This window comes from Microlunatus ginsengisoli (assembly GCF_039537205.1).
Lineage (GTDB): Bacteria > Actinomycetota > Actinomycetes > Propionibacteriales > Propionibacteriaceae > Microlunatus > Microlunatus ginsengisoli.
The window spans coordinates 144,904-163,910 of sequence record NZ_BAABAB010000050.1 but is presented as its reverse complement, the minus strand read 5'-3'; the positions used below and the strand labels follow the sequence as shown (position 1 = coordinate 163,910).

General features: G+C 72.4%; 23 protein-coding genes and 1 tRNA gene. 17 read left to right on the top strand and 7 right to left on the bottom strand.

What is annotated here, in order from left to right:
• Positions 1-43: 43 nt before the first annotated feature.
• Positions 44-1,297 (bottom strand): MFS transporter, encoded by a 1,254-nt coding sequence (locus tag ABD747_RS24125; RefSeq protein WP_344809508.1) that lies wholly within the window; start codon positions 1,295-1,297, stop codon positions 44-46.
• Positions 1,298-1,540: 243 nt separating this feature from the next.
• Positions 1,541-2,200, bottom strand: a complete 660-nt coding sequence (locus tag ABD747_RS24120; protein ID WP_344809506.1) for a ThuA domain-containing protein — start codon at positions 2,198-2,200, stop codon at positions 1,541-1,543.
• A gap of 135 nt (positions 2,201-2,335) precedes the next feature.
• Here ABD747_RS24120 and lhgO point away from each other — a divergent pair, with 135 nt between their 5' ends.
• The 10 genes from lhgO to ABD747_RS24070 all read left to right on the top strand — a co-directional run bounded on the left by lhgO (position 2,336) and on the right by ABD747_RS24070 (position 10,656).
• Positions 2,336-3,523 carry an L-2-hydroxyglutarate oxidase gene (lhgO, locus tag ABD747_RS24115; RefSeq protein WP_344809504.1) on the top strand — a complete coding sequence of 396 codons (1,188 nt, stop codon included), beginning with the start codon at positions 2,336-2,338 and terminating at the stop codon, positions 3,521-3,523.
• Between the two features lie 11 nt (positions 3,524-3,534).
• Complete coding sequence (locus ABD747_RS24110) at positions 3,535-4,128, top strand: dihydrofolate reductase family protein (protein ID WP_344809502.1); 594 nt, start codon at positions 3,535-3,537, stop codon at positions 4,126-4,128.
• Between the two features lie 120 nt (positions 4,129-4,248).
• The gene (locus tag ABD747_RS24105) at positions 4,249-4,734 is read left to right on the top strand and encodes a DUF501 domain-containing protein (protein WP_344809689.1); all 486 of its coding nucleotides are present in this window, start codon (positions 4,249-4,251) and stop codon (positions 4,732-4,734) included.
• 7 nt (positions 4,735-4,741) lie between these two features.
• The gene (locus tag ABD747_RS24100) at positions 4,742-5,686 is read left to right on the top strand and encodes a Ppx/GppA phosphatase family protein (protein ID WP_344809500.1); all 945 of its coding nucleotides are present in this window, start codon (positions 4,742-4,744) and stop codon (positions 5,684-5,686) included.
• 41 nt (positions 5,687-5,727) lie between these two features.
• The gene (locus tag ABD747_RS24095; RefSeq protein ID WP_344809498.1) at positions 5,728-6,246 is read left to right on the top strand and encodes a glycine cleavage system transcriptional repressor; all 519 of its coding nucleotides are present in this window, start codon (positions 5,728-5,730) and stop codon (positions 6,244-6,246) included.
• Positions 6,243-6,803 carry a peptide deformylase gene (locus ABD747_RS24090; RefSeq protein ID WP_344809496.1) on the top strand — a complete coding sequence of 187 codons (561 nt, stop codon included), beginning with the start codon at positions 6,243-6,245 and terminating at the stop codon, positions 6,801-6,803. Before ABD747_RS24095 ends, ABD747_RS24090 begins: the two co-directional genes overlap by 4 nt.
• A gap of 61 nt (positions 6,804-6,864) precedes the next feature.
• Positions 6,865-8,550 carry a metallophosphoesterase family protein gene (locus tag ABD747_RS24085; RefSeq protein ID WP_344809494.1) on the top strand — a complete coding sequence of 562 codons (1,686 nt, stop codon included), beginning with the start codon at positions 6,865-6,867 and terminating at the stop codon, positions 8,548-8,550.
• A gap of 210 nt (positions 8,551-8,760) precedes the next feature.
• Positions 8,761-8,834: transfer RNA gene (locus ABD747_RS24080), tRNA-Leu, on the top strand.
• Between the two features lie 61 nt (positions 8,835-8,895).
• Positions 8,896-9,774, top strand: a complete 879-nt coding sequence (locus tag ABD747_RS24075; protein WP_344809492.1) for a hypothetical protein — start codon at positions 8,896-8,898, stop codon at positions 9,772-9,774.
• A 51-nt stretch (positions 9,775-9,825) separates the two neighbouring features.
• On the top strand, positions 9,826-10,656 hold the full coding sequence (locus tag ABD747_RS24070; RefSeq protein ID WP_344809490.1) for a Bax inhibitor-1/YccA family protein: 831 nt from the start codon (positions 9,826-9,828) through the stop codon (positions 10,654-10,656).
• A 26-nt stretch (positions 10,657-10,682) separates the two neighbouring features.
• On the opposite strand, the gene ABD747_RS24065 is transcribed toward ABD747_RS24070, so the two are convergent.
• A complete protein-coding gene (locus ABD747_RS24065; protein ID WP_344809488.1) occupies positions 10,683-11,198 on the bottom strand; it encodes an SRPBCC family protein in 516 nt (171 codons plus the stop codon).
• A 96-nt stretch (positions 11,199-11,294) separates the two neighbouring features.
• On the opposite strand from ABD747_RS24065, the gene ABD747_RS24060 reads away from it, so the two are divergent.
• The 4 genes from ABD747_RS24060 (at position 11,295) to ABD747_RS24045 (ending at position 14,992) form a co-directional block, all read left to right on the top strand.
• Positions 11,295-11,633 (top strand): PadR family transcriptional regulator, encoded by a 339-nt coding sequence (locus tag ABD747_RS24060; protein ID WP_344809486.1) that lies wholly within the window; start codon positions 11,295-11,297, stop codon positions 11,631-11,633.
• Positions 11,615-12,442 carry an HAAS signaling domain-containing protein gene (locus tag ABD747_RS24055; RefSeq protein ID WP_344809484.1) on the top strand — a complete coding sequence of 276 codons (828 nt, stop codon included), beginning with the start codon at positions 11,615-11,617 and terminating at the stop codon, positions 12,440-12,442. The genes ABD747_RS24060 and ABD747_RS24055 overlap by 19 nt, the downstream gene beginning before the upstream one ends.
• A 103-nt stretch (positions 12,443-12,545) precedes the next feature.
• Positions 12,546-13,916 carry a cystathionine beta-synthase gene (locus ABD747_RS24050; protein ID WP_344809482.1) on the top strand — a complete coding sequence of 457 codons (1,371 nt, stop codon included), beginning with the start codon at positions 12,546-12,548 and terminating at the stop codon, positions 13,914-13,916.
• A gap of 125 nt (positions 13,917-14,041) precedes the next feature.
• Positions 14,042-14,992, top strand: a complete 951-nt coding sequence (locus ABD747_RS24045) for a GNAT family N-acetyltransferase (protein ID WP_344809480.1) — start codon at positions 14,042-14,044, stop codon at positions 14,990-14,992.
• On the opposite strand, the gene ABD747_RS24040 is transcribed toward ABD747_RS24045, so the two are convergent.
• The gene (locus ABD747_RS24040; RefSeq protein WP_344809478.1) at positions 14,945-15,658 is read right to left on the bottom strand and encodes an NUDIX hydrolase; all 714 of its coding nucleotides are present in this window, start codon (positions 15,656-15,658) and stop codon (positions 14,945-14,947) included. The two genes, ABD747_RS24045 and ABD747_RS24040, sit on opposite strands and share 48 nt — an antisense overlap.
• A 177-nt stretch (positions 15,659-15,835) precedes the next feature.
• Here ABD747_RS24040 and ABD747_RS24035 point away from each other — a divergent pair, with 177 nt between their 5' ends.
• Complete coding sequence (locus ABD747_RS24035) at positions 15,836-16,093, top strand: hypothetical protein (RefSeq protein ID WP_344809476.1); 258 nt, start codon at positions 15,836-15,838, stop codon at positions 16,091-16,093.
• 21 nt (positions 16,094-16,114) lie between these two features.
• Here ABD747_RS24035 and ABD747_RS24030 read toward each other — a convergent pair whose 3' ends face one another.
• The 3 genes from ABD747_RS24030 to ABD747_RS24020 all read right to left on the bottom strand — a co-directional run bounded on the left by ABD747_RS24030 (position 16,115) and on the right by ABD747_RS24020 (position 18,057).
• Complete coding sequence (locus ABD747_RS24030) at positions 16,115-16,411, bottom strand: hypothetical protein (RefSeq protein WP_344809474.1); 297 nt, start codon at positions 16,409-16,411, stop codon at positions 16,115-16,117.
• Between the two features lie 138 nt (positions 16,412-16,549).
• Complete coding sequence (locus ABD747_RS24025) at positions 16,550-17,404, bottom strand: class I SAM-dependent methyltransferase (RefSeq protein WP_344809472.1); 855 nt, start codon at positions 17,402-17,404, stop codon at positions 16,550-16,552.
• Complete coding sequence (locus tag ABD747_RS24020; protein ID WP_344809470.1) at positions 17,401-18,057, bottom strand: TetR/AcrR family transcriptional regulator; 657 nt, start codon at positions 18,055-18,057, stop codon at positions 17,401-17,403. The genes ABD747_RS24025 and ABD747_RS24020 overlap by 4 nt, the downstream gene beginning before the upstream one ends.
• A gap of 110 nt (positions 18,058-18,167) precedes the next feature.
• Here ABD747_RS24020 and ABD747_RS24015 point away from each other — a divergent pair, with 110 nt between their 5' ends.
• Together ABD747_RS24015 and ABD747_RS24010 are read left to right on the top strand one after the other, a co-directional pair.
• Entirely contained in the window at positions 18,168-18,527 is a 360-nt protein-coding gene (locus tag ABD747_RS24015) for a hypothetical protein (RefSeq protein WP_344809468.1), read from the top strand.
• Positions 18,524-18,967, top strand: a complete 444-nt coding sequence (locus tag ABD747_RS24010; RefSeq protein WP_344809466.1) for a hypothetical protein — start codon at positions 18,524-18,526, stop codon at positions 18,965-18,967. The genes ABD747_RS24015 and ABD747_RS24010 overlap by 4 nt, the downstream gene beginning before the upstream one ends.
• The last annotated feature ends 40 nt before the right edge of the window (positions 18,968-19,007 follow it).

The following is a 19,007-nucleotide window of genomic DNA, read 5'->3' as shown; positions in this document are numbered from 1 at the left end:
CGGTCGTCGACACCGGCCGCCGGGTCGGCGCGCAGAGGCGCGGTCAGCGGCCGGCCGCTACGCGGCGGAGACCGGCGAGGCAGCCGGCCGTAACCACCGCGACCGGGATCAGCAGGGCCAGGGCGAGCCCGTGGTATCCGATCAGCGCAAGAATCGGCCCGGCGAGCGCGCCGCCGGCCGCGCCGGCGAAGTTCATCGTCATGTCGCTGCGCCCCTGGAGCCGCACCCGGTCGGCGGCCGGCGCGGCGTCGCTGAGCAGCGCGGACCCGGCGACCGTCGACGCGCTCCAGCCCAGGCCGAGCAGGATCAGACCGGTCATCACCGCCTCGTGCATGCCGGCGCCGAGAGCGGTGACCAGCGCCGCCCCGAGCAGCAGGGCCTGCCCGATCAGGATGGTCGGGATCCGCCCCAGCCGGTCGGACAGGATGCCGAAGACCGGCGAGAGCGCGAACATGCCCGCGATGTGCAGACTCAGCGTCAGCCCGACGACGGAGAGCGTGGCGCCGCCCTGCACGAGGTGGACAGGGGTCATCGCCATCAGGGCGACCATCGTCGCGTGGCTGAGCGCGACCGCCACGATGGCGAGCCGGACCAGGCCCGGACGGCCGGCCGGTTCGAGCTCGACCTCCCCGTCGGTGCTCGGCGTCTCGGTGACCAGGCCGAGCCGCAGCTCCCGGCTGACCAGCAGCGGGTCGGGCCGGAGGAAGGCGGCGTACGAGGCCGAGGCCAGCAGTTGCGCGATCACCGCGATCACGAAGACGCCGGCCAGCCCCGGCAGGCCGAGCGCCTGACCGAACCGGGCGCCGGGCTCGGCCAGGTTCGGGCCGATCACCGAGCCGATGGTGGTCGACCAGACCACCAGCGACAGGTCCCGACCGCGGGTGGCCGGCTCGGCCAGGTCGGTCGCGGCGAACCGGGACTGCAGCGCGGCCGCCGTCGCGGCGCCGGCCGCCGCCAGGCCGAGGAACAGCAGCAGCACCTGGCCGACGGTGATCCCGACGATGCAGAGCCCCAGGCCGGCGGCCGCGATCAGGGCGGCGGTGCTGAGCGAGATGCGCCGGCCGCGGCGGTCGGCCAGCCTGGCCAGCGGCACGGCCAGCAGCGCGGCCCCGAGGGTGCTCATCGTGGCGGCCATTCCGGACCACGACTCGCCGGCCAGGTCGCTCGCGGCGAGCGCGCCGACCGAGAGAGCGGCTCCGGTGCCCAGGCCACCGAGGATCTGGCCGGCCGCCAGCATGCCGAGGGTGCGGTGCCGCAGCCGGCCTAGCTGCAGGTCGCTGCTGGTGGTCGCCGTCACGAGGTCTGAGCGTAGGCGACGCCGCCGACAATCGCCGCGGCCGGCGACCCGCCCGAGGACGCGACCCGCTTCCGCCCAACCGCCGCGACCCGCCCGAGGACGCGAAAGTGTGCGGAAGCGGCAGCGTGAATCGTTTCAGACCTGCGAGATCTGCACACTTTCCGGGTGGGGAAGCGGTCGGTGGGGAAGCGGGGTCGGTGGGGAAGCGGGGTCGGTGGGGAAGCGGGGTCGGGCGAGCGCGAGTCAGGAGTCGCGGAGGAGCCAACCGGCGGCCTGGCGGAGCAGCCGACGATGGCCCGCGTGCTCGTACGTCGCGGCCGTGTGGCCGAGCCCGTCGTAGACCGCGCGCCGGCCGCCCGCGGTCTCCAGCGCCCAGATCACCGGGTGCGACCGGCCGTCGTGCTCGTGCTCGTACAGCACCGAGACGCCGGGTTCGGTCGCCAGATAGCTGTACCGCTCGTCGTCGAGCTCGAGGTCGCCGACTCCGGCGGCCACCGGATGTTGCGGTGCCACGGTTCGGACCAGAGCCGGCCCGAACGGTGGGTGCATCGTGGTGCCGCGGACCCATCGGCCGCCGATCGCCGGCGACCAGTCCGGCTCGGTGGTGAAGGTGGTCGCCGCCGTATGGACCGCCAGCACCGGACCGCCGCGCCCGACGTACGTCCGCAGTCCGGCGATCGCCGCCGCCGACGCCGGCGCGGGTGCACCGTCGGTCGGGTTGCCCACGTTGACCACCAGCAGGTCCGTCGCCGCCAGGTCCGCCAGGCCGCGCTCGACGTCGTCCTCGATCGACACCTCGCGGCCGCCGGCGGCGAGGACGCCGGCCAGCGCGGCGGATGTCGCGGCGAAGTCGTGCCAGGGGTCGGCGTAGCGACCCGCGCCCGACAGCACCAGCACCCGCATCCTGCTCGACCTCCGCTCCGCTCGGCGACCGGGCGGTTCGCCGTCCTCTCTACCATCTGCGAAACCGCACCCGCGTACCGGCGGTCCGTGGTCCACTGGTCCTCCAGACTCGCCACCCAGAGGAGCAGCATCGCGATGAGCAATCGCGTCATCGTCGCCGGCGCCGGCATCGTCGGCCTGGCGACGGCCGCCGAGTTGGCCCGGCGCGGCAACCGGGTCACCGTGCTGGAGAAGGAGACGGTGATCGCGGCCCACCAGACCGGTCGCAACTCCGGCGTCATCCACTCGGGGCTCTATTACGCACCGGGCAGCCTGAAGGCCCGGCTCGGCACCGCCGGCGCGCGATCGATGCGGGACTTCGCCGCCGAGCACGGGGTGCCGGTCGACATCTGCGGCAAGCTGGTGGTCGCGACCCGGGAGGACCAGCGTCCCGCCCTGCAGAAGCTGTGCGAACGCGGCCGGGCCAACGGCGTACCCGTCCGGATCGTCGACCCGGCCGAGGCGGCCGAGTTCGAGCCGTACGTCCGGTGCGTCGCCGCGCTCCGAGTCGAGTCCACCGGCATCGTGGACTACCGCGCGGTCTGCGACGTCCTGGTCCGGCAGATCCGCGAGCACGACGGGGAGGTGCGGCTGGGCGCACCGATCACCGGCATCGCCGCGGACCCGACCGGTGTCGTGATCGGCACCACCGAGGGCGAGCACCGGGCCGAGGAGTTCGTCAACTGCGCCGGGCTGCAGTCCGACCGGCTGGCCCGGCTGGCCGGGCTGGAGCCCGACGTGCGGATCGTGCCGTTCCGGGGTGAGTACTTCGAACTCGGGCCTGACCAGGTGCATCGCGTCCGCGGACTGATCTATCCGGTGCCGGACCCGACGCTGCCGTTCCTCGGGGTCCACCTCACCCGGATGATCCACGGCGGTGTCCACGCCGGCCCGAACGCCGTGCTCGCGCTGGCCCGCGAGGGCTATCGCTGGCGGACCGTCCGGCCGCGCGACGTCGCCGACTACCTGCGCTGGCCCGGGCTCTGGCAGCTCGGCAAGCGGTATTGGCGGACCGGTGCGGAGGAGGTCCTGCGCTCCGCGTCCCGGGCCCGCTTCCTGGCCAGCCTGCGCGAGCTCGTCCCCTCACTCCCCGACGACAGCCTGCTGCCCGCCCCGGCCGGCGTGCGGGCTCAGGCGCTGCGCCGCGACGGGTCGCTGGTCGAGGACTTCCTGTACGTCCGCGGGCCGCGGCAGATCCACGTGCTGAACGCGCCGTCGCCGGCGGCCACCGCGTCGTTGGAGATTGGGCGCGCGATCGCCGATGAGCTGGTCGCGGCGCGCTAGTCGGTAGTGGCATGCGCAGACTCGTGGCGGTGGAGAACATCTCGCTCGACGGGGTGATGCAGGCCCCGGCCGGGCCCGAGGAGGACACCCGGGACGGCTTCCCGTACGGCGGCTGGGCGGCCGAGCTGATGGCCGCCGACCCGGATGCGGCGCGCGCGTCGCTGGACCAGCAGGGCGGCCGGAGCACCGCGATGCTGTTCGGGCGACGGACGTACCTCCAGCTGGTCGGGCACTGGCTCACCACCGCCGAGCCCAATCCGTTCACCGAGATCCTGCGGAACACCCCGAAGTACGTCGCCTCCCGCACTCTGTCCGAACCGCTGCCGCACCCGAACTCGATCCTGCTGCCCGGCGACGCGGTCGAGGCGGTGGCGGCGCTGAAGGCCGACGGCGAGGGCGACCTCGTGGTCCTCGGCAGCGGGGTGCTGCTGCGGGACCTGGCCGCGGCCGGCCTGGTCGACTCGTACGTGCTGACCATCCTGCCGGTCGTCCTCGGCCGCGGCGCCCGGCTGTTCGGCGACACCCACGCCCGGCTGCGGGTGACCTCGAGCCGGACCACGGCGACCGGCATCGTCGTCGCGACGTACGAGGTCGCCGATCAGTAGGGTGGGCCCCCGGACCTCCGCCGAGTTGTCAGGTTCTCAGCGAGCTATAGCTCGCTGAGAACCTGACAACTCCGCGGAGATGGGGCGAAAGGGACACGCCGGGTGAGCACGATCGAGCCGATGACCGCCGCCGACGAGGCGACGATCGCCGCTCAGCTCGGGCGCCCTCCGCGCGGCGTGCTCGGGATCGCGTGGCGCTGCCCGTGCGGCCGGCCCGGGGTGGTGGCGACCGCGCCGCGGCTGCCCAACGGCACCCCGTTCCCGACGACGTACTACCTGACCTGTCCGCGGGCCACCGCCGGCTGCTCCACGCTGGAGGCCGGCGGGACGATGGCGGCGATGACCGACCGGCTGGGTGACGACGCCGACCTCGCCGCCGGCTACAGCCGGGCCCACGAGTCCTACCTGGCCGACCGGGAGCGGCTCGGCGGCGAGGACGTACCCGAGATCGCCGGGGTGTCCGCCGGCGGGATGCCGGAGCGGGTGAAGTGCCTGCACGCGCTGCTCGGTCACGCCCTGGCGGCCGGGCCGGGGGTCAACCCATTGGGGGACGAGACCCGGGACGCGCTCGGGGAGTTCTGGCGCCGGCCCTGCCTCGTGGACTGAGCCCAGCGTGAACCGGACCGTCGCCGCGGTGGACTGCGGCACCAACTCGCTGCGGATCCTGATCGCCGACCCGGCGCCCGACGGCGGGCTGATCGAGCGGGTTCGGCGGACGGAGATCGTCCGGCTCGGCCAGGGCGTCGACGCCACCGGACGGTTCGCGGACGAGGCGTTGAGCCGCACGTTCGCGGTGCTCGACGACTACGCGCACCTGCTGGCGGCGTATGGCGTCGGATCCGGGCGGATCCGGATGGTGGCGACCTCGGCGGCGCGCGACGTCGCCAACCGGGACGCCTTCTTCGCCGGCGTCCGGCACCGGATCGGCGTCGTCCCCGACGTGATCAGCGGCGTCCGGGAGGCGCGGCTGTCCTATGTCGGCGCGCTCGGCTCGGCAGCCGTTCGGGACGCGCTCGGCGAGGAGCCGGTGCTGGTCGTGGACATCGGCGGCGGCTCGACGGAGCTGGTGATCGGCACCGGCGACGGCGAGATCGCCGGATCGGTGTCGCTGCCGATGGGGTCCGTCCGGCTGACCGAGCGGTTCTTGCCGAGCAGCCCGCCGGCCGCGGCGGAGCTGGCGGCGGCCACCGGCTTCGTGGACGGCCTGCTCGACGACTGTGGGCTCGAGCTCGGCCGGGTGCGCAGCGCGGTCGGGGTGGCCGGGACCGTCGTGACGCTGGCCTGGCTGGCCGGTGCGGCGCCGGCGGACCAGGCGCGGATGCCGGGCGCGGTGATCTCCCGGGCCGCGCTGGACGCCGTGGCAAAGAGTCTCGCTGCCCGATCGGCGGAGCAGATCCGGGCCGTCCCCGGCATGCATCCCGGCCGCGCGGACGTGATCACCGCGGGCGCGCTGATCGCGGACCGGATCGTGCGCCGGCTGGCCGCGACGGGCCTGGTGGTGAGCGTCGCCGACATCCTCGACGGGGTGGCACTGGAGATCGTCAGCGACGCCGGTTGACTCGGCAGCTCCCACCCGGCGCGGGATGACAGAATCCCTCGGTGACCTACCTCGCCATCACCGTGCTCGGCCACGACCGCCCGGGCATCATCGCCCAGACCGCCGAGGTGCTGGCCGAGGCCGGGATGAACCTCGAGGATTCCTCGATGACGCTGCTCCGCGGCCACTTCGCGATGACCCTGATCTGCTCCGGCGACGCCGCGGCCGGCGCGGTAGCGAGCGCGCTGGCGCCGCTGGAGGCCGACGGCTCGCTGACCGTGAGCGTACGAGAGATGCCGCCGGAGCCGGAGAACGTGCACACCGGCAGCCCGTACCTGGTCACCGTGCACGGCGCGGACCGGCTCGGCATCGTCGCCCAACTCGCCGGGGTGGTGGCCGACGCGGGCGGCAACATCACCGACCTGACCACCCGGCTCGCCGCCGGCTTGTACGTCCTGGTCGCCGAGGTCGACCTGCCTACCGACGTCGCGGTGGCCGAGTTGCAGTCGACCCTGGCCGAGGTCGCCGCCGGCCTGGGCGTGGAGGCCGGGCTGCGCCCGATGGAGCGCGACGAGCTGTGACCCTGGAGCTACCGCCGCTGCCGCCGGGGCGGGTCCGAGACGTCGTCCGCGCGCCCGACCCGGTGCTCTCCCGGCCCGGTCCCGACCTCGACCCGACCGACCCGGAGACGGTCCAGCTGTGCGCCGACCTGGTCGCGACCATGCGAGTCTCGCCGGGCTGCGTCGGGCTCGCCGCACCGCAGGTCGGGGTCACGGGCAAGGCGTTCTGCGTGGACGTCAGCGCGCATCCGAAGACCCGGACCAGTCACGGCCTGATCGTGCTGGTTAATGCCGTGGTGATCGAGTCGAGCCGGAACGACAAGGCCCGCGAAGGGTGCATGTCGGTGCCCGACCTGACCGGCGACGTCAAGCGGGCGAGCCGGCTGACCCTGCGCGGCCGGCTTCCGCTGACCGGCGAGACGGTCGAGCTCAGCACCGACGCGTTCGAGGCGCGAGCGCTGCAGCACGAGATCGACCACTGCGACGGCTATCTGTTCATCGACCGGGTCGCCGGGGCGCACGCGCTGCACGCGCGCAAGGTGTATCTGGCCGGTCCGGACGGGCCGCCGCCCGACTGAGCTCTGCGGAACGGTCGCGGGTCCGGCGCTGAGATCGCGTCCCGAGTAGCGTTGAGGGACTATGAGCCGCCGAGAGCCTCGCCGCCCTCGCAGCGGCTGGCACTTCCTCACCGCGCGGGTCGCCGCGCACGACCGGGCGACCCGTCCGGCCGCACGGCGACGGATGCTCAGGGCGCTCGGTCTCACCGTGCTCGCCGCCGTGCTCGCGCTCCCGTTCGCCCTGGCCTGGGGCGTCGCGCACGCCCGGGTGGACGACTACCTGGGACCGCATCGCGCGGTGATCACCACGGACTTCTCCGCCAGCGTCGAGATCGACCTCGGGCCGCTCGGCAACGCCTACCTGCCCAGCCCGGCCGCGCCGATCGGCGTGACGATCGCCATCGGTGGGGTCGGCGGAACGGTCGCCGGGAACTCGCTGTTCAGCGACGAGACCCTGTCGGCGTACGCGGCCCTGTACGCCGATCCGGAGGAGGTGATCACCGGCATCACCGAGCGGGTCGTGCAGAGCGTGATCGTGCACACGGCCCGGGCCGAGCTGGTGATCATGCTCGCGGTGGCGATCTGGCTGCTCCGCCGCCGGTTGCTGGCGCCGGGGCTGGTCCGGCAGATCTCCCGCCGCCGGGTGATCATGATCTGGGCCGGCGTCTCGGTGCTCGTGGTGGGCTCGGTGCTCGCGCCGACCCCCGCCCCGCCGACACCGCGGATCCCGGTCGAGGTGAATGTCGCCGGCGCCCACCTGGACCTGAGCGTCGACAACCTGTTGCTGTCCAGCCTGCTCACCCGGGGCATCTCCGGCGTCGAGCTGCTCAGCGAACGGCAGCTGGCCAGCGTTCAGGCGTACGTCGACACGGCCACCGCCAGCCTGTCCACCCAACTGACCCGGATCCCGAAACCGCTCGCCGGCGAGACGATGCTGTTCGGCTACAGCGACCTGCACTGCAACCAGGCGACGACGACCCTGATGGAACGGTTGGTCGCGGTCACCGACCCGAGCGTGGTGCTCAGCTCCGGCGACGACACCGTGCACGGCACGGCGGCCGAACGCGGCTGCATCACCCGGGAGGTGGGGATCGCCGGTGGACGCCCGCTGCTGGTCTCGCCCGGGAATCACGACTCGGCGGTCACCGCGCAGCAGATGAGCGCCGCCGGCATGATCGTGATGAACGGCAAGCCGGTCAAGGTGGCGCAGGCCGGGATCACGGTGCTGGGCGACACCGATCCCGAGCACAACATCCCGTTCAGCGTCGACCGGGTGATGACCCGGCCCGAGACCGAGGAACAGCTCGGGCAGCGGCTGGTGAGCGTGGCGACCGCATCGCCGGTCGACGTGATCATGGTGCACCAGCCGGCCGCGTCGGCGCCGATCATGGCAACGCCGGACCTGCCGGCCCGGCTCGTGCTCTGGGGGCACATGCACGCGCAGGCCGGGCCGTATGTGGTCAAGCACGCCGACGGCAGCTGGACCGTCGGCATGCAGCAGGGGACCGCCGGCGGGGTCAAGCAGCCGACGATCACCTCGTTCAGCACGCCGTTCTCACCGCCGCTGGTCCGCGCCGACTGCTACTTCTACTTCCGCGACAACGCCACCGGACTGATCACCTCGGTCCAGCCCGTGCACTTCCAGACCGACGGAACGGTCGAGATCGCCGCCCGGATCGAGACCGGCCGGCTCGGCGAGATCCCGACCGAGACCCTCGAGCGGCTCCGCGGTTCCACCCCCAGCCCGACCCCCGAACCCGCCCGCTGAGCAGCTGCCTGCCGAGGCCCGCCCGCTGAGCGCCCGCCCTCGCGTTTCCGCCGTCCCCCGTCCTCCCGAGACCCCCCGTCATCCCGTCCCACCCAGACCGGAAACTGTGCAGCTCTTGCAGTCCGCCCCGGCGTGTCGCTGCAAGACGCGCACAGTTTCCGGGGGAGGGCGGAGGGGCGGGGCGCGCACTAGGATCGGGCGGACGTACGCGCCCCCGTAGCCCAATCGGCAGAGGCAGGCGGCTTAAACCCGCTCGAGTATGGGTTCGAGTCCCATCGGGGGCACTGTTCCGGTCCGCGCCGTTCCGATCGCTGCCATCATCGTCACCATGAGGCAGCGCCGGACATGAGGACGAGCGCTCGGCTGTCGGCGACGACGTTCGGGCTCGCCATGCTCTGCGCCTCGCTGTGGTGGAGTGCCTTCACCACCATGACGCTGCTGCACGACGACGCGAAGTTCGTGCACGCGCTCGGCGCCGTGCTCGACTCGCCGCCGGTGCGATCGGCCGTGGCCGACTGGGTCACCGACGCGGTCGACGCCGCCGGCGGTGCGTCCGGGCGCGACCTGCGGGCCAACCCGGTGCTGTCCGCTCTTCACAAGGCGCTGGCCTCGGACCGCGCGGTCGGCCCGCTGACCGACGCCGTGGTCGCGGTCGTGCTGCCGGCCCGGAACGCGGCGGTCGCCCAGCTGGACGCGAAACTCGAGCCGAAGAAGGACGTCCGGCTGGATCTCGCGCCGGTGTTCAAGGCGGCCGGCATCAGCCTCGACAAGAAGTCTGCGGCGGCGCTCGGGCTGACCGTGACCAAGCACTCGGCCAGCGTGCCGCTGCTGACCGGCCAGCAGCTGGACACGCTGCAGCGGCGCTACGACCTTGCCCTGCTGGCCGAGACCTGGGCCGGCTGGGCGGCGCTGGTCCTGCTGGCGGTCTCGGTGGCGACCTCGGCCAAGCCGCTGCGCACGCTCGCCATCGCGTGCGGCGCGCTGGCGCTGCTCGCCGTGGTCGCGCCGTGGCTGCTCGGCCGAGTGGCCGGCTGGCTCGGCAGCGGCGACCTCGGCCCGCTGCTCACCCCGGTGGTGGCCACCACCCGGCAGGCGATCGGGCCGTACACGCTGCCGGCGCTGATCGTCGGCCTGGTCGCCGCCCTCGGCTTCGGCGCCGCCCAGTTCGCCCTGACCCGGCAGGCTCACAGCCGAAACAAAGGCGCCTTCCGCGACGTTCAGTAGAATGGAACCCGGTGCACCGCCGGGTGCCCGTCATCAGGAGGAACATTCACCATGTTGCGCAGTTCGAACCCCATCCTCTCCAAGAAGGATGCGTTCACACCCGCAGCACCCCAGTACGGTCAGAATCAGTACGGCCAGAATCCCTACGCCCAGAATCCCTACGGCCAGACCGATCCGAACGCCCAGCAGTACGGTTACGCACCGTTCGGTGCGCCGGCGCAGACCGAGGGTCGGATGACCCTGGACGACGTGATCACCAAGACCGCTGTCGTGATGGGCCTGCTGGTGATCTCGGCCGCGCTGTCGTGGTGGCTGATCCCGGTCCAGCTGACCTACGGCGCGCTGATCCTGTCGTCGCTGGTCGGCTTCGTCACGGTGCTGCTCGTCTCGTTCCGCCGGAACGTGTCCCCGCCGCTGATGTTCCTGTACGCCGTGATCGAGGGCGTCTTCATCGGCATGATCAGCAAGCTGTTCGAGCAGTGGTATCCGGGCATCGTGGTCCAGGCCGTGATCGGGACGTTCGTGGCCGCCGGGGTGACGCTGGCGACGTACAAGATCTTCCGGATCAAGGTGACGTCGAAGTTCCGCAAGATCGTCATCATCGCGACCATCGCCTACGCGATCACGCTGTTCGTCAACTTCATCATCTCGCTGTTCATCCCCGGCATCGGGCTGCGGATGGGCATGCTCGGGCTGCTGGTCTCCGCCATCGGCGTCACTCTCGCGGTGCTGAACCTGATCCTGGACTTCGACTACATCGAGCAGGGCATCGCCATCGGGGCCCCGGCCAAGGAGTCGTGGCGGGCCGCGTTCGGACTGACCGTGACCATGGTCTGGCTGTACGTCGAGATCCTGCGGATCCTGTCCTACCTCCGCAGGTAGTCGACTCGCCTCGTCGAGAGAGCCGCTCACCCCGCCGGGGTGGGCGGCTCTTCGCTGTCTGCGGCCGAGCCGACGGCGGCCAGCACCAGCGGATCGGAGCAACCGGCGGCGAAGCCGTCGATCCGGCGCTCGATCTCGCGCTGCAGCAGCACGGTGCCGATCCGCTCGGCCAGCGGCGCCAGCCACGCCGGCCGGCAGCCGAAGTTGTAGCGCCAGGTCGCCAGGGTGTGGCCCGGGTCGCCGGCGAGCGGCTCGAAGCGCCAGCCGCCGCCCATCTTGGCGAAGAACCAGGGCCCGCGTTCCATCGCGAATCCGACCGACGTCGGCGGCCGGAACGAGACGTAACGGCTGACCATGGTCAGGCCGAACCGCTGCCGGGTCCGGGTTCGCACCCCTTTCGCCGCGGCGGTGGCGCCGTCCAGGTGGTACTGCTCGACGATGAACCGGTCCCAGCGCAGCCGGGTCACCCCGGTTGTCTGCGAGATCGCGAACGCCACCTCCGGCGGAACCGGGACGACGCGCTGCGCTTCGACGGTCGGCACCGCACCATCCTCTCTCCCGTGAGGTTCGGGTTCGGTCGGCGAGCCAACGGGGGAGACCATTGACGCCTAGCGTTCCGATGCCTAGCATTGCGAGGTATGAGAGGGGAGATGCTCAAGGGTCACCTGGACATGCTGATCCTGTCGGTGCTCGCCCGCCGGCCGCGGCACGGTTACGCCATCATCGAGGACCTTCGGGCCACCAGCCGGGACGCGCTCGACCTGCCCGAGGGGACGCTGTATCCGGCGCTGCACCGGTTGGAGCGGGCCGGCCTGGTCGCCGGCACGTGGTCCGAGGCGAGCGGGCGACGGCGCAAGTCCTATGCCCTGACGCCGCTCGGAATGACCACCCTGACGGAGGAGAGACGCACCTGGACGCGTTTCTCCGCCGCCGTCGGCGCCGTGCTCGAGGAGGTGCCGTGGCCGAGCATCTCGTGACATCCGCCCAGCCGCTGGACGACTATCTCGCCGCGCTGCGCCGACGGCTCGGTGGGCGGCCGGACCGCGACGATCTCGTGGCGGAGATCGAGGACCATCTGCGCGAGTCGGTCGAGCGGGGGTGCGAGCACGGTCTCGACCGGGTGCAGGCCGAGTTCCAGGCGATCGACCGCCTGGGTGAGGCCCGGGCGCTGGCGCGCCGGCTGTGCCGCCTGCCGGCCCGACTCTCGGCGGGCGGCCCGTGGGGCCGGGCGTCCGGTCGGATCGCGACGATCGCCGCGCTCTGGTGGCCGGCCGTCGCGCTGACCTACCTGGCCATGGCGTTCGACCCGACCGAGAGCCCGGTGCTCTACCAGACCTGGTGTGCACTGACCGCCGTCGGGATCGCCCTGGCCGCGACCACGCTGTTCCTGGTCTCGGCGGCCAGCGTGCGGCGCCGTCTGGTCGTGCTCGTGCTCGCGTTGCCCGCGGCGGTCGGGGTGGCCTGGCAGGCCTGGGGCGAGGTCGGCTGGTTCTGGCCACTGCCGACCCTCCTGGTGGCCGTTCTCGCTCTCGGGCTGCAGGCCGTTCCGGCCGCGCGGCTGCTGGTCGGTCGGCTTCCCCTGGTCGTGCTGGCTGCCGGGTGGCTGCTCGGCGCGGCCCTGGCGATGGCGACGCCCTACGTCCGGCTCGGCCCGATGGACAGCTACGGCTATGCGATCCTGCCCGCCCTTCTGGGCTTCGGCCTGGGCGCCTGCGCCACCGTGCTCTCCCTCGGCGTGCTCGCGGCCCGGGTCTCGTGGCGGTGCCCGGCGACCACGACGGGGTGACTGTCGCATTTCGGGCGCTCGATCGGCTGCCGGCCGCGAAATCGGCCCGGATCGCCGTTCGAGCGCCCGTTTTGCGTCACCGAGGAGGGGCAATACTGAGCGAGTGGAATACGTCGAGTCGCTGATCGATCTGGTCGGGAACACCCCGCTGCTGAGGCTGTCCCGGACCACCGACGGTGCGAAGCCGCTGATCCTGGCCAAGGTGGAGTATCTGAATCCCGGCGGCTCGGTGAAGGACCGGATCGCGGTGAAGATGATCGAGGCGGCCGAACGCGAGGGCAAGCTGAGGCCCGGCGGCACGATCGTGGAGCCGACCAGCGGAAACACCGGCGTCGGCCTGGCGATGGTCGCGCAGGCGAGGGGCTACCGGTGCGTCTTCGTCTGCCCGGACAAGGTCAGCGAGGACAAGCGCAACGTGCTGGCCGCGTACGGTGCCGAGGTCGTCGTCTGCCCGACCGCCGTCGAGCCGGAACACCCGGACTCCTACTACTCCACCTCCGACCGGCTCGTGCGCGAGATCGACGGCGCCTGGAAGCCGGACCAGTACTCCAATCCGAACAATCCCCTCAGCCACTACGAGTCGACCGGGCCGGAGATCTGGGCGCAGACCGAGGGCCGGATCACCCACTTCGTCACCGGGATCGGGACCGGCGGGACGATCAGCGGAACCGGCCGGTTCCTGAAGGAGGTCTCCGGCGGCCGGGTCCAGGTGATCGGCGCCGACCCGTCCGGCTCGGTCTACTCCGGCGGGGACGGCCGGCCCTACCTGGTCGAGGGTGTCGGGGAGGACTTCTGGCCGGCCAACTACGACAAGTCGGTCTGCGACCGGGTGATCGAGGTCTCCGACGCCGACTCCTTCGCCATGACCCGCCGGCTCGCCCGCGAGGAGGCGCTGTTGGTCGGCGGCTCGGCCGGGATGGCGGCCGCGGCCGCGATCCGGCTCGGGCACGAGCTGGACGACCCCGATGCCGTGATCGTCGTGCTGCTGCCCGACTCCGGCCGGGGCTATCTCACGAAGGTGTTCAGCGATGCGTGGCTGACCCGCTACGGGTTCGCACCGCGGCCGGGCAACGACGTACGCGTGGTGGGGGACGTTCTCCGGGAGAAGTCCGGGGACCTGCCGTCGCTGGTGCACACCCACCCCGGCGAGACGATCGCCGAAGCGGTCGAGATCCTGCGCGAGTACGGCGTCTCGCAGATGCCCGTGGTTCGCGCCGAGCCGCCGGTGATGGCCGCGGAGGTGGTCGGCTCGGTCAGCGAACGCGGCCTGCTCGATGCCCTGTTCGCCCACCACGCCCGGCCCGCCGATGCCGTCGAGTCGGTGATGGAGGCGCCGCTGGCGATGCTCGGCGCGACCGAGCCGGTGGGCGACGCCGTCGCGCTGCTGGAGGACGCCGATGCCCTGCTGGTGCTGGACGACGGCAAGCCGGTCGGTGTGCTCACCCGCCAGGACCTGCTCGGCGACATCGGCTAGCGGAACGCCCGCGAGCCCGGACGGCGGCCCGGAGTGACTGCCGGCCCGGCGCCAACTCGCCTACCGGCGGCACGACAGCACAAATATGTCTTGCCAATCCGGCCGATCCCGATTGAAGTCTGACCATGAGGTTGCGCGACTTCGCCCCCGGCGACCTGGCCGAGGGCATCCACGGCCCGTCGCACGAGGGCACGGGGTGGGGACCGCGCGGCGGCGGTGACGGGTGGCAACGCACGCTGGTCGCGGAGGACTGCGGTGACGTGCTCGGGATGGGCACGATGCTGGTGTCGAACGTGCATCGCGAGTCCTACTACTGCGAGGTCCAGGTCGAGCCGGAGGCACGGCGGGAGGGCGTCGGGCGCGCGTTGTTCGACGCGCTGCTCGCCTGCACGCCGACGCCGTACCCGGTGCTGACTCGGGCGATGAGCTCGCAGCCGGCCCGCGAGGCGTTCGCCCGCGCGATGGGCTTCGAGGTGCTGATGCGATGCCCGTCGCCGCAGCTGCACCCGAGCTCGCTGGCGACCGCGCACTGGATCGAGCAGCACCCGGTCCCTCCGGGCGTCCGCGTGGTGCCGGCCAGCGAACGCAGCTACGAGGAGTTCCTGGACGCCTGGGTCGACCTGTACGTCTGGATCCACGAGGAGTGGTCGCCGACCGTCGACCGGGCGATCGTGCACCAGCTGTTCGCGGCGTCGGGAATGGCCGAGGTGGACTTCGAGCTGACCAGGGTCGCCATCGTCGACGGCCGGATCGCGGCCCTGGCCTGCGTCCTGCCCGACCCCTGGGACAACCGGTCGTTCCTGGTCACCGAGACGGTCCGGCGCCGGCTCGGCAACGGCACCGACATCCTCGCAGCCACCATCGGGTCGGCCCTGCAGGCGTGCGCCGAGCGCGGGATCACGTTCGTCGAGTTCGACGGCCACGTGGTCGATCCGCACTACTACCCGCTGGCCCAGACCCTGCCGATCACCGGGTCCGACCCGCTGCTGGTGATGCGGCACCCGGGCCGGAACGGTGCCGAGCGGAGCTCAGCCGACCTGCGCCGGCCCGTCCTGGCCGGCGATCAGCTCCGGTAGCAGCGTCCGCCAGCCCACGGTCCAGGCCACCCGACGCCACCGCGTCAGGCCCACCCAGCGCGCGCTCGCGGTGGTCCCGTCGACGTCCAGCACCCGCGGCCGGGTGGGCGCCGGGCAGTCCGCCCGATAGACCAGGCGGACCGCGTGGAAGTCCTGCACGACGCCGCGCGGACTGCGCCCGATCCAGTGCGAGGACTGCACGGCGGCCAGGGCGCCGAGCACGATCCGCTGGTTGGTCTCCTCGGCGGTCTCGCGAAGGACCGCGTCGGCCGGCTCCTCGCCGTCCTCGATCCCGCCGCCGGGCAGTCCCCAGCGGCCCGGCGACGCGGTCCGCGCGGAGAACTCGGTGGCCAGCAGACCGCGAGCCGACCGGACCAACGCGTACGCGGCCACGCGCTGGCGCAGCTCGGGCTCGATCCCGGTGAGGTCGAGTCCGGGGTCGTGCCCCCGCGGCGGTACGTCCGGTGCCGCTTCGTCGCCGGCCGGCCGGACGATCCAGCGCACCACGAGTTCGCCGTCGTCGTCCCGGCGCGCGTCGACCGGGCGGGTCAGCAACAGCCCGGCGCCGTACGCGGCCGCGTCCGGGTGCTCCCCGTGCCCCAGCGGACGGTCCAGCAGGACCGCTCCGCCCGCCTCGTCCACCCCGAGCATCCGCACGGCTGCCATCCTGCACCCGCCCCGGCGACAACTCAGGGCCGGCGGGGGAGGGCAGCGCGGCGAGCACGGTGCCGATCGGCAGAGTTGTCAGAATCTCGGCACGCTCCGGCGTGCTGAGATTCTGACAACTCACCCGGAGTGGTGAGAACATCGATCTGCGAGTCCCGACGTCTGGAAGAAGGATTCATGTCGAGCACACCCAGCACCCGGCCCGCCTTCGAGATCGATCGCAGCAAGCTCAACTCAGGGCTGGTCCTGCTCTGTGTCGGCGGCGTGTTGTGGTTGGTCGGCGCGGTCGTCTCGGCGATGACCGTATTCAGGGCCGGCCGGCAGTGGGTCGACCAGTGGGAGGAGTCTCCCTCGGAGATGGCCGCCCGCCGGTTCGATCAGTTCAAGGCCGCCGCGGCCGCCGGCTCCAAGGCCTGGCGCGAGCAGGAGCACTGACCGCTCCCGCGCGGCGGGGGGTCACCACCACAGCCGGGTGGCCGACGACCCGTCGTCGTAGCGGACCGTGAAGCCGATCGGGCTGAGCGACCAGCTGTAGCCGGTCACCACCCGGCCGTACGCGTCCGAGGAGCCGATCGGCGCGGCGGCTCGCAGTTGCTCGCAGCCGAGCTGCGCGATCAGGGCCGTACCGAAGACGATCGCGGCCAGCAGCATGCCGACGAGCGCCCGGCGACGGCGGCTCGAGGCCGCGACGACGCGCGGCATCGTGACGGTCGGGATCGGGGTCCGGCTGGGCGAGTCGGTGGCGGTCGGCATGACTACGATCCTGCGCCCCGGCGACCGCCTCGCGCATCAGCCGCAAAGACGATTCGGGATCAGCCCAGGGACGTACCCCGGAGGTTCTCGGGGGTCAGCTCAGGGACGTACGCCCGGTCGGCCCCACCCGTGCGGTGGTCAGGGCCGGATCGCGCTGATCAGCACGAATCCGGCCGGCAACGGCACTCCGTTGCCGTCGAAGCGCCGGGTGAAGTCGGTGACCAGCGCCTGTCGCACCTCGGCGACCGCTTCGGCCGGCAGACCGTCCAGTAGTCCCGCGACCGGGCCGCCGCGGAGGACGTCGTCGGCCGCCGACTCCACCGTCCGGGCGCCGCCGAGATAGACCACCCGGTTGTCCACCCGGGTGCCGATCTCCCGCCAGCCCGCGGCGCCGAGCACCTCGGCCACCCGCCCGGCGTCGCCGAGACTGAACATGGTCCCGTCCGAGGCCATCGGCACGAAGTCGATGCCGAGCCGGTCCAGAGTGGTCGTCGCGATCACGTACGGGACACCGAACAGCCCGGTCGCCTCCCGCCGGCCCCAGGTGGCCATGGCCAGCCGGCCGCCCGGCCGGACCGCGTCGTGCAGCCGGGTGAACGACGCCACCGGGTCGGCGAAGAACATCACCCCGAACCGGGAGATCACCACGTCGTACGCCGCCGCCGGGAAGCCGTACGTGCTCACGTCCCCGACCAACCACTCGATCTCGGCAATCGGTACGGTCCGCTTCGCTGCCTCGATCATCGCCGGCAGCACGTCGATCCCGGTCACCCGTCCGCCGGGCTGGACCGCGGCATGGGCCTCGGCGGTGGTCGGTCCCGAGCCGACGCCGACGTCCAGCACGTGTTCGCCGGGGTGCAGGTCGGCCACCTCGAACAGGGCCTCGGTGATCGGCGCCAGCTGGCGCTCGCGGATCTCCGCGCCCGCCAGCCAGGACGCCGCTCTGGCCTCGTCCCACTCCAGAGTCCCGGGTTGTTCGGTGCTGCTGCTCATGGTGCGTCCTCTCCGGATCCCGTTCGAATCAGGTCGTCGGCGTGGGCGAAGTCGCCGTCGAGATAGCGCTGGAGCACCGGCCCGACGGCGGCGGTGAGCGCCTCGGCCGACGGTCCCACCGCCGCCGGCAGCTCGATCAGATAACGGGCGGTGAACAGCCCGAGCAGGTGCGAGGCGACCAGCCCGGCGCGGAGCTCAGCCTCCGCCGGCGGCACGTCCATCGCTGCCAGCACCCGGCCCATCAGCTCGGTGGTGGCGAACTCGCGCATCGTCCGGGTCATGGCCGGATCGGCGATGATCGAGCGCAGCCCCGCCGCCAGCGCGGGCCGGGCGTCGGACTCCCAGATCGCCAGCACGGTGCCCACCAACCGCTCGCCGAAGCCGTCGATACCCGGCTCCAGCAGCCGGTCGAAGATGTCGGGAAGCGGCACCGGCAGCGCGACGGTGGCCAGGAACAGCTCCTGTTTGCTGCCGAAGTAGTGGTGCACCAGTGCCGCGTCGACCTCGGCCTCGGCGGCGATGGCACGGATCGAGGTGGCGGCGAAGCCCTTGGCGGCGAACGCCTCACGGGCGGCGGCGAGGATGGCGCCGCGGGTGTCCTGATTGCCCGGGCGCCGGCCCGCCCTGGACGAGCTCTTCGGCGCCGCTGGCACGATGATCAGTCTCGCACGGCGCGGTGCCGGCCGGCCCGCGGCGTTTCGCTGGAGCGGCCGGGCCGGCCGGGTAGGTTTCTGCTCATGTCCGCCGGACCGGAGCCCCTCGCATGATCCTCGTGCTCGCGTACGTCGTGATCGGCTTGGCGCTGGTCTCGGTGGTCTGGGGTCTGGTCACCGCGATCGCGAACAAGCCTCCGGGCAAGGCGCAGCTGCTGTATGCGGCCGGGGTCGAGGTGATCGTGCTGGTGCAGAGCGTGATCGCCGTGGTCGCCATGATCGGCGGCTTCCGGCCGGCCGAGTTCGCGACCACGATCGGTTACCTGATCGGGATCGTCGTGCTGATCCCGCTGGCCTGGTTCTGGGCGAACGTGGAACGGACCCGGTTCTCAGGTGTGGTGCTTGCGGTGGCCGCCGCGGCGGTCGCGGCGATGACCCTCCGGTTGCTCGTGCTCTGGACGCCGGCGTGAGCGGTGAGCTTCGGCCGGAGCCGGTCGACGGGCAGGTCGCGCCCGCACCGCGCCGGACCAATCGGGGCGCCGGCCGCGCGCTGATCGCGGTGTACGGGTTGTTCGCGCTGGCCGCGACGGCCCGGGCCGCGGTCCAGATCGCCACCGATTTCGCCGAGGCGCCGCTGGCGTACCTGCTGTCCGCGTTCGCGGCCGTCGTCTACATCGTCGCGACCTTCACCCTGGGTCGCGGCACGCCGCGGGCCCGCCGGGTCGCCATGGTCGCGGTGATCATCGAGCTGGTCGGCGTGCTCACCGTCGGCACCCTCAGCGTCCTCGACCCGGAGGCGTTTCCGCGGGCGACGGTGTGGTCGATCTACGGCATCGGCTACGGGTTCGTGCCGCTGATCCTGCCGATCCTCGGCCTGATCTGGCTCTACCGCACCCGACCCGTGGCGTAGAAGTCCCGCGAGTTGTCAGGTTCTCAGCGCGCTATAGCGC

What these genes read in the sequence shown, in the direction of transcription:
- ABD747_RS24120 (WP_344809506.1), bottom strand. Translation starts at nt 2,200, where the DNA reads ATGCGGGTGCTGGTGCTGTCGGGCGCGGGTCGCTACGCCGACCCCTGG.
- lhgO (WP_344809504.1), top strand. Translation starts at nt 2,336, where the DNA reads ATGAGCAATCGCGTCATCGTCGCCGGCGCCGGCATCGTCGGCCTGGCG.
- ABD747_RS24110 (WP_344809502.1), top strand. Translation starts at nt 3,535, where the DNA reads ATGCGCAGACTCGTGGCGGTGGAGAACATCTCGCTCGACGGGGTGATG.
- ABD747_RS24105 (WP_344809689.1), top strand. Translation starts at nt 4,249, where the DNA reads ATGACCGCCGCCGACGAGGCGACGATCGCCGCTCAGCTCGGGCGCCCT.
- ABD747_RS24085 (WP_344809494.1), top strand. Translation starts at nt 6,865, where the DNA reads ATGAGCCGCCGAGAGCCTCGCCGCCCTCGCAGCGGCTGGCACTTCCTC.
- ABD747_RS24075 (WP_344809492.1), top strand. Translation starts at nt 8,896, where the DNA reads ATGAGGACGAGCGCTCGGCTGTCGGCGACGACGTTCGGGCTCGCCATG.
- ABD747_RS24070 (WP_344809490.1), top strand. Translation starts at nt 9,826, where the DNA reads ATGTTGCGCAGTTCGAACCCCATCCTCTCCAAGAAGGATGCGTTCACA.
- ABD747_RS24060 (WP_344809486.1), top strand. Translation starts at nt 11,295, where the DNA reads ATGAGAGGGGAGATGCTCAAGGGTCACCTGGACATGCTGATCCTGTCG.
- ABD747_RS24045 (WP_344809480.1), top strand. Translation starts at nt 14,042, where the DNA reads ATGAGGTTGCGCGACTTCGCCCCCGGCGACCTGGCCGAGGGCATCCAC.
- ABD747_RS24040 (WP_344809478.1), bottom strand. Translation starts at nt 15,658, where the DNA reads ATGGCAGCCGTGCGGATGCTCGGGGTGGACGAGGCGGGCGGAGCGGTC.
- ABD747_RS24035 (WP_344809476.1), top strand. Translation starts at nt 15,836, where the DNA reads ATGTCGAGCACACCCAGCACCCGGCCCGCCTTCGAGATCGATCGCAGC.
- ABD747_RS24030 (WP_344809474.1), bottom strand. Translation starts at nt 16,411, where the DNA reads ATGCCGACCGCCACCGACTCGCCCAGCCGGACCCCGATCCCGACCGTC.
- ABD747_RS24025 (WP_344809472.1), bottom strand. Translation starts at nt 17,404, where the DNA reads ATGAGCAGCAGCACCGAACAACCCGGGACTCTGGAGTGGGACGAGGCC.
- ABD747_RS24015 (WP_344809468.1), top strand. Translation starts at nt 18,168, where the DNA reads ATGATCCTCGTGCTCGCGTACGTCGTGATCGGCTTGGCGCTGGTCTCG.